The sequence below is a fragment of the Paenibacillus tyrphae genome, assembly GCF_024158745.1.
Lineage (GTDB): Bacteria > Bacillota > Bacilli > Paenibacillales > NBRC-103111 > Paenibacillus_G > Paenibacillus_G tyrfis_A.
This window is the reverse complement of the sequence record NZ_JAMZAW010000014.1, coordinates 117,406-129,521: the sequence shown is the minus strand read 5'-3', so window position 1 is coordinate 129,521 and position 12,116 is coordinate 117,406. Positions and strand designations below refer to the sequence as shown.

Sequence of the window (12,116 nt, the reverse complement as noted above, 5' to 3'; positions counted from 1 at the left end):
GTACCAGAGGCACCTTAATTCCGGCTAAACTTCCGCTCAGACGTTAAGCAAACGTTAAGGATAGCTTTCGCCGGAATTTAACCGGCGGTGTTATACTCGATTCGAGGTGATATCGTTGCTTGAAGGGAAAAACAGACTACACGTCATTGACGGGCTGCGGGGGTTCAGCTTGCTTGGTATTTTACTGGCCAATATGCTTATCTTCCAGTACGGGATCTGGGGGAAGGATGAGCTGCAGTTTTTCGCGTTGTCCCCGGCGGATACCGTCGTACATAAGCTCGTCAAAATTTTCGTCGAGGGCAGCTTCATGCCGATCTTTACGTTTCTGTTCGGGTTCGGCATGATCAAAATGAAGGAGAGCATGGAAGCGAAGGGGCTGAAAGCCGGGAGGCATCTGATCCGCCGGTTTCTGATGCTGCTCGGCCTCGGCCTACTGCATTCCACTTTTTTGTGGGAAGGCGACATTTTGGCTTTTTACGGAATTATGGGCTTTTTTCTGTTGATATTTATGAACCGGAAAGCGAAGACGCTGCTGATCTGGGGAACGATTCTGCTGTGCCTGTTCGGTCTGCTGGGGCTTGCGCCCGAGGCTCCCGACGACCCGGCCGCGAAACAGGACAAGGCGCGCATGGAGCAATACGTGAAGGACACGAACCTTATCTACGGAACCGGCACGTATGAGCAAATCAAGCATCACCGGCAGACGGCGGACCCGTTCGGGATGGATGGCTACATGATCTTTTTCATGCTGCTGCTCGCCCCGTTGTTTACCGGGCCGATGTTTCTGTTCGGGATGTACGCCGCCAAGAAGCGATGGTTCGTGGACCCGGTGGGCGAGCGAAGCGCTTATTTGCGGGGGCTGCTGATTTTCCTGCCGGCGGGACTGCTGCTGAAATCGCTGAAGCCCCTGTTTCCGGGGCTTGGCTGGGCGGGAATTGGCGAGATGCTTGGCGGCAGCATCCTGGCGCTCGGTTACATATTCGGCTTTGCCCTGCTCTGCTCGGCTGCGAAGAAGTCGCCTTGGCTGCGGCGGTTCGAAGCGGTCGGCAAGCTCTCGATGACGAACTATTTGATACAGTCGGTGATCTGCACGTCGATTTTTTACGGATACGGTCTCGGACTGTTCGGCAAGCTCGGCGTCGCGGTCGGCTGCGGACTGGCAGTCGCCATTTATTTGATGCAGCTCTTCGGGAGCGCTTGGTACGTGAAAAAGTTTTCCTTCGGGCCGATGGAGCGGCTGCTGCGTATGTGGACGTATTTCTCCTTCGCCGGGAAGCCGAAGCCGCGCATACAGCGGCCAACCGTGTCCTCCTAGATCTGAACGCGAGAAAAGATGGGTCCCCCCGCCGCATTGGGGTCGGCCCATCTTTTTACTTTCTCGCCACACCGCAGCATCCACTCGTCGATCGTGGATAAACTAATAAACGGCCTCCTCCATCTTCCAGCTCGTCCTGACATCCCGTTCCGGGTTCATTGGCATCGTTTTTGCTTGAATCCGGTTGAACAACTATGTGAAAGAAGGGATCCTCATGATTTATGTGCTGATGGCCGTCGTTCAGATTGCTTATGTCGCGCTCAACTCTTTCCGCGTCGTCCTGATGATCAAAGGAAAAAAATACTTGGCTTCCGCCATCAGCACGCTCGAAATTTTCATCTATATTTCCGGGCTGTCACTGGTGCTGAATTACACGGAGTCTTCGCTCGGGCTGATCGTGTACAGCGTCAGCTTCGGCGCGGGCATTCTGCTCGGGATGTATATCGAGCAAAAAATCGCGCTCGGCTACATCGCGCTGCAGGTCGTGTCGGAATATGGCCGCGATTTGGCACCGCCGCTGCGGGCCAAGGGCTACGGCGTCACCGTCTGGGCAGGCGAAGGGGCGCAGGGCATGCGCAGCCTGTATCTGATCGTCGCCAAGCGTAAAGAATACGGCGCGCTGCGGCGGACGATCCTTGAGCTTGATCCGAAGGCGTTCCTTTTTTCTTATGAGCCGATGCAATTTTCCGGTGGGTATTGGGCCAAAAAACTCGAATAAAGCAAAAAGGGAAAAAAATACGGTAAAACTTTCACCCGCAGGTGCTGTATAATAGATCACACATACGAATTATTTACGAAGCGGGTGATCCGAATGTCATTGCGTCCCTCTCTGACCCAAGTGCAGACGTTGAAGGTTCATTTGACACCGCAGCTTAGACAATCCATTCAACTGTTGCAGCTGTCTGCCACGGAATTATCGGAATATTTGCAGGAGCAAGCGGTGGAAAATCCGGTCCTAGACATCGAGTGGATTCCCCCGTCACGAAGCCGGACCGCCGGGTCCGATATGGCGTGGCAGGACCATGCGCTGAACAACATCGGCGGGCAGGCTCCGACGCTGGAGCAAATGCTGCTCGGCGAGCTTCGCCTGATCGGGCTGCCCGAGCCGACACACCGGATCGCATGTTATTTGGCAGGCAATTTGAACGAAAACGGTTATGTCACGATCTCACCGGAAGAAGCGGGCGAAGTATTCGGCGTCTCCGCCGCCGAGGTTATGGAAGCGCTTCACAGGCTGCAGGACACTGCCCCGGCAGGCATCGGCGCGCGAAATTTGCAGGAGTGCCTGCTGCTGCAAATTCGCAGAGACCCTGGCGCGCATCCTTGGGCGGAGCCGCTCGTCAGCCGTCATCTGGCCGATCTCGGCGCCGGACGGCACAAGACCATTGCGGATAAGCTCGGCATTCCGCTGGACGACGTCATGCAAGCACTCGCTTATATCCGCAGCCTGCATCCCCGTCCGGGCCTGCTGTACGGCAGTACGCAGGCTGCCTATGTCGAACCGGACGCTTACATCGAGTGTGTGCGGGAGCAGCTCGTGATCCGGATGAGCGAGGCTCATTTGCCGCGTCTCTCGCTGAACACGTCCTATCGGCAGATGCTTGCCGACAGCATATGTAAAGATACGAAAAGCTACTTGCGCCAGCACGCACAAGCCGCGCAGTGGCTGATCCGCAGCGTGGAGCAGCGGAAACGGACGCTCTACCGTGTCATTGAGTGCATCGTCTCGGAGCAGGCGGCGTTCTTTACGGAAGGCATCGACCGGCTGAAGCCGATGAACCTGAAGGCGGTAGCGGAAAAGCTGGAGCTTCACGAATCGACGGTAAGCCGCGCCGTACAGCACAAGGTCGTACAGACGCCGCAGGGATTTTTCGAGCTGAGCTATTTTTTCTCGGCGAGGCTGCAGACGGAGGAAGGCGACGCGGCATCGGCCGCAAGCGTCAAGGCGAAGATCAAGCTGCTGATCGAGCAGGAGGATAAACGCAATCCGTTGTCCGACCAGAAGATTACCGATCTGCTCGTGCAAGAGGGGATTCGGATTTCGCGGCGGACGGTGATGAAATACCGGGAGGAGATGCATCTCTTGTCCTCCCGGCTGCGGACGCAGGCCTGAACGACCCGATCGCAATTAGTACGGCGGCTCGCCTGAGGAGCCGCCGTACTTGCGGATCAGGCGGGCAGCCTTCGTTTGGCTGATCTGCAAATGCTCGGCCACTCTGCGCGTGCTCCCCAGCTTCTGGTACGCAGCAGTAACGAGCTGCTTTTCGACCTCCGCCAGCGCATCGTCCAGCGCCGCTGGCAGCGAAGCGGACGGCGTTCTGGCCTTCGTATGCTGGAGCATGTGCTCCGGCAGGTCCGACGCTTCAATGACGGAATCGGTCGTGACGACCAGCTTCTCGATCAGATTTTCCAACTGCCTTAAATTGCCCGGCCAGGAGTAAGCGGAGAAAATGTCCAGCGTCGCTTGCGAAATCAGTTGGTTGACGCCGTACTGCTTGTTGAATTTGTGCAGAAAATAATACGTCAGCGGAATAATGTCCTTCGTACGTTCGCGCAGCGGCGGAATTTTGATATCGATCACGTTGAGCCGGTAATACAGATCTTCCCGGAACTGCCGGTTTTGCACCATATCGTACAGGTTGCGGTTGGTGGCCGCAATGATGCGGATGTCCACCTTTTTCGTTTCCCGGCCGCCGACCGGAATGAACTCATGGTCTTGAATCACCTGCAGCAGCTTCGCTTGGATTTTGGGCGAGATTTCCCCGACCTCGTCGAGGAACAGCGTACCGTTGTCCGCCGATTCGATCAGGCCGACTTTGCCGGTTTTGCTTGCGCCGGTGAAAGCGCCCTGCGCATAGCCGAACAGCTCCGATTCGAGCAGTTCCTCCGGTATCGCCGCGCAGTTGATCGTGAGGAGCGGACCTTTTTTGCGGCGGCTCATTTTATGAATATATTTTGCAAGGACGCTCTTGCCCGTACCGGATTCGCCTTGAATCAGCACGGTCGAATCGACGCTTGCGATCTTTTTGCAAAATTTGATGACGCTCTCCATCTTCTCGCTGTTCGTGATTAAGTTCGCTTCGGGCGCATCCGGATCGGCGGGCTGTCCCGTCTGAGCGTCCTTGATCTCCAGGCTCTTGTAATTTTGCAGCTCCTTGGAGTTGATGACGACCAACTCGATGTCGCCCGCTTGGTTCAGAATCGGCACCGCCGTCGTGATCAACTCGCCGCCCAGGTACGTCGTTTGCTTCATCGTGACCGTCTTCTTCCGCTCGAATACGGGAGGAATAATGGAAGGCGTCCAATAGCCTTCCTCGAATAGCTCCATCGTATTGCGGCCGATCACCTCGGCCGGCTTGAGTCCGTAATGCCGCTCGCAGGCATGATTGACATAGACGATGCGCTGGCTGCCGTCGACGACGAAGATTTCATCCGAAGAGTTGTCCAATATTTTTTGCAGCGTGTCATGGCTGATCTGAATCGGTTCGATGGGCTGCATTCGGCGTTCTCCTCCATTCGATTCGATTTTAATGAGTCGAAAATAACTCGTTTGAGTCAAAAACGACTCAGAATTGCGGCAGTTCATGCGAGGGACAGCATGATTCCCCCTGTTTCCCGGGCTTTTTTTGCGGTTGGCACGGAACTTGCTATATCTAAAAACGAAAGCGAAACGCCGGCAACGGCTTGGACGGAAGACCGGCGATCGCTGGAGGCGGTACGGGTATATTATATCACCGCCATTTTGAAAGCGCTATCTTGTAAGCGCATGCAAGTTCCGCCGAGGCAGATGCCATGGCATACAATCACGGACATTCGAAAGGGGCTATCTGACATGACATTGCAGAAAACGACGGTTTCCCACACGGGCGCTTTGCCTACGCTGCCTTATTACTTATACACGGACCCTCGCATTTTGGAGCTGGAGAAAGAAAAAATATTTTCGAAGGCATGGAATTACGTCGGACATACGAGTCAGGTAGCGAAGCCCGGAGATTACTTCACCTGTGAGGCCGCGGGCGAGCCGATTATCGTCGTCCGCGATCAGGACGGCACGCTGCGCGCCTTCTACAACGTCTGTCCGCACCGGGCCACGAAGCTGGAGAAGGAAGCGGCCGGACATAAAAAGATTTTGCAGTGCTCCTACCACGGCTGGACGTTCCAATTGAACGGTCAGCTTCATAAGGCCCCGAACTTCAAAGAGTCGGACGATTTCTGCAGCGGGGCCCACTGCTTGAAGTCCGTGCGGGTGGAGACGCAAGCATCGCTCATCTTCGTCAATCTGGACGAGAATGCAGCGCCACTGGCCGAAACCTACGCCGACTTTTTCGAAGACATCGGACAGTTCGGATTTCTCGGCAAGCTGAAGAAGCACGAGGTGAAGCAGCGGATCATCAAATGCAACTGGAAGGCGTTCATCGACAATTTCCTGGAGTGCGACCACTGCCCGATCGCCCATCCCGGCTTCGTGGCGACGCTGGACATGAGCAAGTACAACATCATCAACGGTCCGTACTGCAACATTCAAGGCTCGTCGGTCAAGCAAAGCCGCAGCGATTACGACGACGCCGAAGTGAAGGAAGGCCGCTTCTACTGGATATGGCCGAACGTGATGTATACGGTCTATCCGGGGCCGGGCAACCTGTCTACGATCCAGATGTTCCCGGTCGACCACGAGACGACGCTCGGCGTCTACACCGTATTTCTTGAAGGCGACGAACCGACGGAGAAGCAAAAAGAGCTGCTCGCCTTCACCGATCAAGTGCGCAAGGAAGATGTGGAGATTGTCGAGCTGGAGCAGATCGGCTTCAAGTCCCGCGCGTTCAGTCAAGGCATCTGCTCCCCGACGGAGCATGGCGTGCATCATTTTGCGCAGCTGGTGCGGGAAGCTTTGGACCTGTAAGAGGAAAGTTCGCAAAACGAAGCTTATGCTTACGACGCAGTTTTGCGAATCTTCGATCCGCAAAACTCTGAGGAGGGAGAGACATCGAATGATCGCTTTTAAAAACGTTTCCAAAACGTACAACGGCCACCAGATCATCAAACAGCTGGACCTTAAAATACACGGCGGCGAATTGTTCGTGATGATCGGTCCAAGCGGCTGCGGCAAGACGACGACCATGAAGATGATTAACCGGCTCATCGAGCCGTCCTCCGGCACGATCGAGATTAACGGCCAAAACATCTCCAAGCAGGATCCGGTCGAGCTCCGGCGCGGCATCGGCTACGTCATCCAGCAGATCGGCCTATTCCCGCACATGACGATCGGACAAAATGTGGCGCTCGTCCCGAAGCTGAAAAAGATGGACCCCGCCGCTTACGAGAAAAAGGTCGATGAGCTGCTTGACATGGTCGGACTGGACCCAAAGGTTTACAAGAACCGCTACCCCGCCCAGCTCAGCGGCGGCCAACAGCAGCGTGTCGGCGTCATCCGGGCCTTGGCGGCCGATCCGCCGATCATCCTGATGGATGAGCCGTTCAGCGCGCTCGATCCGATCAGCCGCGAGCAGCTGCAGGACGAATTCGTCCGGCTGCAGAAAGCGATCCACAAGACGATCGTCTTCGTCACCCACGATATGGACGAGGCGCTGAAGATTGCGGACCGCATCTGTCTGATGCAGGGCGGCGTGGTCGTGCAGCTCGGAGAGCCCGCCGACATTTTGCATCGTCCTGCCAGCGATTTTGTAACCGATTTCATCGGCCCGAAGCGGTTAAAAACACCGATTCAAAGCACCAATCTTCCACCGCAGCCAAGCCACGACGTCATCCAATTTCAGCCGGGCATTTCCTGACAAAAAAAGGGGGACGGCAAGCATGAGTGAATTTCTCGCCTTTGTCGCCGAGCGATACGCCGATATTTTGGCGGTCATCTGGCAGCACTTGTATATTTCCGCGATAGCGGTAGGCGCCGGCTTTCTCGTGGCCGTACCGCTCGGTATCCTGCTGACCCGCAAGGAGAAAGCAAGCCATTACGTCATCGGCGTCGTGAACGTCATTCAGACCATTCCGAGCCTTGCGCTGCTCGGCTTCATGATTCCGCTCATCGGCATCGGCACGTTTCCCGCCATTATGGCGCTGTTCCTGTATTCGATTTTGCCGATGCTCCAGAACACGTATACGGGTATCCGGGAAGTCAATCCGGCTACAAAAGAAGCCGCACGAGGCATGGGCATGACCGACCTGCAAATTTTTTTCCAAGTCGAGCTTCCACTCGCCATCTCCGTCATTATGGGGGGCTTCCGGACGGCCGCGATTTATACGATCAGTTGGGCGACGCTCGCTTCGCTGATCGGCGGAGGCGGGATCGGGTATCTGGTGTTCACCGGGCTTACGATCTCGAATCAGGACATGCTCATTGCAGGTGCCGTTTCGGCTGCCATTCTCGCCGTAGCCGCGGATTTTATTACCAAACGTTTCCAATACCTATGTACGCCCAAAGGGTTGCGCAAGCCTTAAAACTCATACGGGGGGATTCATCATGAAAAAGACAACGGGGCTTTTGCTGACGCTGATGTTAACGGCCGGGCTGTTTGCAGGCTGTTCTTCCAAAGAAACGATCAAAATCGGCTCGCAATCGACCTCTGAGCAGATGATCATTGCGAATATGATCAAACTGATGATAGAGGACCGGAAGCTGCAGGCGGAAATCGTGACGGGGCTCGGCTCCACGCCGGTGATCGTCAATGCGATGAAAAGCAACGAAATCCAGATTTCGGCCGTCCGCTACGTCGGCACGGACCTGACGGGCACGCTCGGCGTGAAGGAAATGCCTGCGGACAGCGCCGCCGCCCTCGCCATGGTGCAGAAAGGCATTCAGGAGAAATTCGATCAAACGTGGTTCCCCTCCTACGGCTTTGAGAACACGTACGTATTTACCGTGAGGCAGGATTTGGCCGACCAATGGAGGCTGAACAAAGTATCCGATGTCGCTTCCCACGCCAAAGAAATGCGTCTGGGCACCGACAACGCTTGGCTGGAACGGACGCTTGACGGTTACCCGGCCTTCAAGAAAGCGTACGGCCTCGAATTCGGCAAAACGTCCCCGATGGAGATCGGACTCGTCTACAAAGCCGTCAGCAACAAAGATGTGGACATCGTGCTCGCGTACTCGACCGATGCGCGGCTTAAGGAATACAATCTGAAAACGCTGGAGGACGATAAGAAGTTTTTCCCGCCGTATCAGGCTTCCCCTGTCGTCCGCAACGATACGCTGAAGAAGCATCCCGAAATCAAGGAAATTATGGACAAGCTCGCAGGACAGATCGATACGAAAACAATGACCGAGCTCAACTATCAGGCCGATGTGAAAAAGGTAGAGCCAGAGCAAATTGCGAAGGACTTCCTGAAGCAAAAAGGATTACTGAAATCGTAAGGAGCGTGAAGCCTCATGCAAACGTTCGTCGGCGTCTTCGAGATGATGGCAAGAGACTGGGATAAGCTCCTGAAGCTGACGCTGGAGCATCTGTATATGAGCCTGAGCGGCGTGCTGCTGGCAGCCGCCATCGGCGTCCCGCTTGCCGTCTTCATGACGCGCAACCGCAAAATCGCCCAAACGATTCAAGTGTTCATCAACATGGTGCAGACCATACCTTCGATCGCGCTGCTGCTTATCGTCATGATCTTTTTCGGTCTGGGCTACACGACCGCCATCATCGCGCTGATCTGCTATTCGTTTCTGCCGATTATTCAAAATACTTACGAAGGGCTTCGCAACGTAGACCCGCACCTGATCGAGGCCGGCAAAGGAATGGGCATGACCGACCTGCAGCTGCTCGTCAAAGTGAAATTCCCGCTGGCGATGCCGGTCATGATGGCCGGATTCCGGGTCGCAACCGTGATCTCCATCGGGGTGGCGACGATCGCCACCTTCGTCGGCGCGGGCGGTCTCGGCGAGATGATCTACCGCGGCATCGCGACGACCGACGACGTCAAAGTTCTGGCCGGTTCCATCCCCGCGGCGCTGCTCGCCGTCAGTATCGATTTCCTGCTGCGGTGGATTGAGAAAAAAACGGGCTGCAACCTGCACAAAGCCAAATCACACTAACGAACGGGGGTTTCGCTATGCAAACGGCAATCGCAAAACAAAAGCTGTTCATCGGAGGACAATGGGTGCAAACGGAAAACGTCCACCCCATCTATAACAAATATACGGGCGAGCTGTTTTCGCAGGTCTGCAAAGCCGGCGAACGCGAGGTATCTTTGGCCGTCGAATCGGCGGTGCGCGCCTTTCGCAAGGTGCCGTTTACGCCGGAATACCGCTATACCGTGCTCTCCAAAGTATCCGCCCTGCTGCGGGAGCAAGCGGATGACATCGCCCGGATCATCGCGCAGGAAGGCGGCAAGCCGATTACCGACGCCAAGGTGGAGGTCATCCGCTCGGCCAACACGTTCCTGCTCGCTGCCGAGGAAGCGAAGCATCTGAAGGGCGACATTGTCCCGACGCAGGCTACGCCCGGTGTCGGCAACCGCTTTATCTATACGATCAAGAAGCCGGTCGGCGTCGTCTGCGCGATTACGCCGTTCAACTTCCCGCTCAATCTGGTTTCGCACAAGGTCGCCCCGGCGCTGGCCGCGGGCAATCCGATCGTGATCAAGCCCGCTTCCGATACTGCGGCGGTTGCGCTTAAGCTGTGCGAGCTGCTGGAGAAGGCAGGCGTGCCTGCCGGGTACGTCCAGTGTGTCGTCGGTGACGGCTCCACGGTCGGCGAGCAGCTGCTGCACGATCAGCGGATCACGTACTACACGTTCACCGGCTCCCCCGGCGTCGGCAAGCATATCAAGCAGACGATCGGCCTGCGAAAAGCGACGCTGGAGCTCGGCTCGAACTCGGCGACCATCGTCCACGAGGACGGCAATGTGGCGAAAGCCGCCGAGCGGCTGGCCAAGATGGCATTCGCCCATGCCGGGCAAATCTGCATCTCCGTGCAGCGCATTTTTGTCCATAAGGATGTGGCGCAGCCGTTCATGAAGGCGTTTCTTGGCCATGTAGAGAAGCTCCAGGTCGGCGACCCGCTCGATCCCGCTACGGACGTCGGGCCGATGATCAGCGAGAAGGAAGCTCAGCGCATCGAGGCATGGGTCAACGAGGCGGTGCGCGAAGGCGCCAACGTCTTAACCGGGGGAACGCGCCAAGGCAGTCTGTTCCAGCCTACCGTCATTACGAACGCCTCCAAAGGCATGAAGGTCGTCGACGAAGAAGTGTTCGCTCCCGTCGTCACGGTGACGACATTCGATACGATTGAGGAAGCGATCCGTCTGGTCAACGACTCCAAGTACGGGCTGCAAGCAGGCATTTACACAAGCAACCTCTCCTTGTCTTATCAAATTCCGCACCTGCTCGAAGTGGGCGGCGTCATCATCAACGATACCTGCTGCTTCCGTGCGGACCAAATGCCGTACGGCGGAGTCAAGGAAAGCGGCATCGGACGGGAAGGCCCGGCCTACGCTATCGAGGAAATGCTCGAAACCGTAACCGTCGTCGTCAATCTGGACGAATAGCCGCAGGCGGAAAGAAGGGATGGGATCATTATCATGAAAACGTATCGCATTGCGGTCATACCCGGCGACGGGATCGGTCCCGAAGTGATCGCCGAAGGCGTCAAGGTGCTGAACCGGGCGGCGGAGCTCGACGCCTCCTTTCGCTTCGAGTTCGTCACCTTTCCTTGGGGCTGCGAATATTACGCGAAGCACGGCAAAATGATGGACGACGACGGCATGGAGAAGCTGCGTTCGTTCGACGCCATTTATTTGGGCGCGGTCGGCTATCCCGGCGTTCCGGACCATATCTCGCTATGGGGCCTGCTGCTGCGCATCCGCAAGGAATTCGATCAATACGTCAACATCCGTCCGATTCAGCTGCTGGACGGAGCCCCCTGCCCGCTCAAAGACGCCTCCAAAGTAGACATCGACATGCTCGTCATCCGCGAGAACAGCGAGGGCGAATATGCGGGCGCCGGAGACTGGCTGTTCAAGGGCAAACCTGAGGAAGTCGTACTGCAGACCGGCGTTTTCTCCCGCAAAGGGACGGAGCGCATTATCCGTTACGCCTACGAAACCGCCCGCCGGTTAAACAAATCGCTGACCAGCGTCAGCAAAGGCAACGCCTTGAACTATTCCATGGTGTTCTGGGACCAGGTGTTCGAAGAGGTCGGCCGGGAATACCCCGATGTCAAAACGTACTCGTATCTGGTTGACACCGCGGCGATGTTCATGATCAAGCAGCCGCAGCGGTTCGAGGTCGTCGTCACGTCGAACCTGTTCGGCGATATTCTGACCGACCTCGGCGCGGCCATCGCCGGCGGGCTCGGCCTCGCCGCAGGCGCGAATGTGAACCCTGAACGCGCGTATCCGTCAATGTTCGAGCCAATCCACGGGTCGGCGCCCGACATCGCCGGACGCGGGATCGCGAACCCGCTTGCAGCCGTCTGGTCGGCCAGCCAGCTGCTAGATTTCCTCGGCCAGGAGCGCTGGGGCAAAGCCGTACTGCAGGCCGTGGAGCAGGTGATGGTCGAGCGTGCGGCGCTGACGCCGGATATGGGCGGCACCGCCTCCACCTCGGAGGTTGGCGACCGGGTCGTTACCGCGCTGGCTGCGTTGTCGGTAGCGGCGAAATAATCCAGATAAGGGCAGTCCAACCGGACCGAGGCCGGACAAAATCGGCCTCAGAGCTTGCCGGTCACTGCATTAGCGGAGCTGCAGATGCGCTATTCGATGCGGATTTGCCCATCCGCCCGAAATAGAGAACCTGTGGTGCTTTTAACGCCCTCATTTTGGGGAATATGAACATTTTTCGACACGGTTAAGT

The 12,116-nt window shown here is 56.6% G+C and carries 10 protein-coding genes and 1 pseudogene; 10 read left to right on the top strand and 1 reads right to left on the bottom strand.

The window, feature by feature from the left end; all coding sequences use genetic code 11:
• Window positions 1–115 precede the first annotated feature (115 nt).
• The 3 genes from NI000_RS21300 (at window position 116) to rpoN (ending at window position 3,428) form a co-directional block, all read left to right on the top strand.
• The gene (locus NI000_RS21300; protein ID WP_253413421.1) at window positions 116–1,315 is read left to right on the top strand and encodes a DUF418 domain-containing protein; all 1,200 of its coding nucleotides are present in this window, start codon (window positions 116–118) and stop codon (window positions 1,313–1,315) included.
• A 196-nt stretch (window positions 1,316–1,511) separates the two neighbouring features.
• Window positions 1,512–2,033: a DUF2179 domain-containing protein gene (locus NI000_RS21295; RefSeq protein WP_253413420.1), complete on the top strand. Its 522-nt coding sequence runs from the start codon at window positions 1,512–1,514 to the stop codon at window positions 2,031–2,033.
• Between the two features lie 93 nt (window positions 2,034–2,126).
• Window positions 2,127–3,428, top strand: coding sequence for an RNA polymerase factor sigma-54 (rpoN, locus tag NI000_RS21290; protein ID WP_253413419.1), 1,302 nt, complete (start codon window positions 2,127–2,129; stop codon window positions 3,426–3,428).
• A 15-nt stretch (window positions 3,429–3,443) separates the two neighbouring features.
• On the opposite strand, the gene NI000_RS21285 is transcribed toward rpoN, so the two are convergent.
• Entirely contained in the window at window positions 3,444–4,814 is a 1,371-nt protein-coding gene (locus tag NI000_RS21285) for a sigma-54 interaction domain-containing protein (protein WP_253413418.1), read from the bottom strand.
• A gap of 333 nt (window positions 4,815–5,147) precedes the next feature.
• Between NI000_RS21285 and NI000_RS21280 the strand changes: the two genes are divergently transcribed.
• The 7 genes and pseudogenes from NI000_RS21280 to NI000_RS21250 all read left to right on the top strand — a co-directional run bounded on the left by NI000_RS21280 (window position 5,148) and on the right by NI000_RS21250 (window position 11,926).
• Window positions 5,148–6,215: an aromatic ring-hydroxylating oxygenase subunit alpha gene (locus tag NI000_RS21280; RefSeq protein WP_253413417.1), complete on the top strand. Its 1,068-nt coding sequence runs from the start codon at window positions 5,148–5,150 to the stop codon at window positions 6,213–6,215.
• Window positions 6,216–6,303: 88 nt separating this feature from the next.
• Window positions 6,304–7,056: pseudogene (locus NI000_RS21275) on the top strand (ABC transporter ATP-binding protein); the annotation flags it as partial.
• Between the two features lie 70 nt (window positions 7,057–7,126).
• Entirely contained in the window at window positions 7,127–7,768 is a 642-nt protein-coding gene (locus NI000_RS21270) for an ABC transporter permease (protein ID WP_253413416.1), read from the top strand.
• A 22-nt stretch (window positions 7,769–7,790) separates the two neighbouring features.
• Window positions 7,791–8,684, top strand: a complete 894-nt coding sequence (locus NI000_RS21265; RefSeq protein WP_253413415.1) for an osmoprotectant ABC transporter substrate-binding protein — start codon at window positions 7,791–7,793, stop codon at window positions 8,682–8,684.
• 15 nt (window positions 8,685–8,699) lie between these two features.
• Window positions 8,700–9,356 carry an ABC transporter permease gene (locus NI000_RS21260; protein ID WP_253413414.1) on the top strand — a complete coding sequence of 219 codons (657 nt, stop codon included), beginning with the start codon at window positions 8,700–8,702 and terminating at the stop codon, window positions 9,354–9,356.
• Window positions 9,357–9,373: 17 nt separating this feature from the next.
• Window positions 9,374–10,810, top strand: a complete 1,437-nt coding sequence (locus NI000_RS21255; RefSeq protein WP_253413413.1) for an aldehyde dehydrogenase family protein — start codon at window positions 9,374–9,376, stop codon at window positions 10,808–10,810.
• Window positions 10,811–10,843: 33 nt separating this feature from the next.
• Complete coding sequence (locus tag NI000_RS21250) at window positions 10,844–11,926, top strand: tartrate dehydrogenase (protein ID WP_301292612.1); 1,083 nt, start codon at window positions 10,844–10,846, stop codon at window positions 11,924–11,926.
• The last annotated feature ends 190 nt before the right edge of the window (window positions 11,927–12,116 follow it).

Excerpts from the sequence above, each read along its gene's own strand:
- NI000_RS21255 (WP_253413413.1), top strand. The coding sequence starts at position 9,374 with ATGCAAACGGCAATCGCAAAACAAAAGCTGTTCATCGGAGGACAATGG.
- NI000_RS21285 (WP_253413418.1), bottom strand. The coding sequence starts at position 4,814 with ATGCAGCCCATCGAACCGATTCAGATCAGCCATGACACGCTGCAAAAA.
- NI000_RS21250 (WP_301292612.1), top strand. The coding sequence starts at position 10,844 with ATGAAAACGTATCGCATTGCGGTCATACCCGGCGACGGGATCGGTCCC.
- NI000_RS21280 (WP_253413417.1), top strand. The coding sequence starts at position 5,148 with ATGACATTGCAGAAAACGACGGTTTCCCACACGGGCGCTTTGCCTACG.
- NI000_RS21260 (WP_253413414.1), top strand. The coding sequence starts at position 8,700 with ATGCAAACGTTCGTCGGCGTCTTCGAGATGATGGCAAGAGACTGGGAT.
- rpoN (WP_253413419.1), top strand. The coding sequence starts at position 2,127 with ATGTCATTGCGTCCCTCTCTGACCCAAGTGCAGACGTTGAAGGTTCAT.
- NI000_RS21270 (WP_253413416.1), top strand. The coding sequence starts at position 7,127 with ATGAGTGAATTTCTCGCCTTTGTCGCCGAGCGATACGCCGATATTTTG.
- NI000_RS21265 (WP_253413415.1), top strand. The coding sequence starts at position 7,791 with ATGAAAAAGACAACGGGGCTTTTGCTGACGCTGATGTTAACGGCCGGG.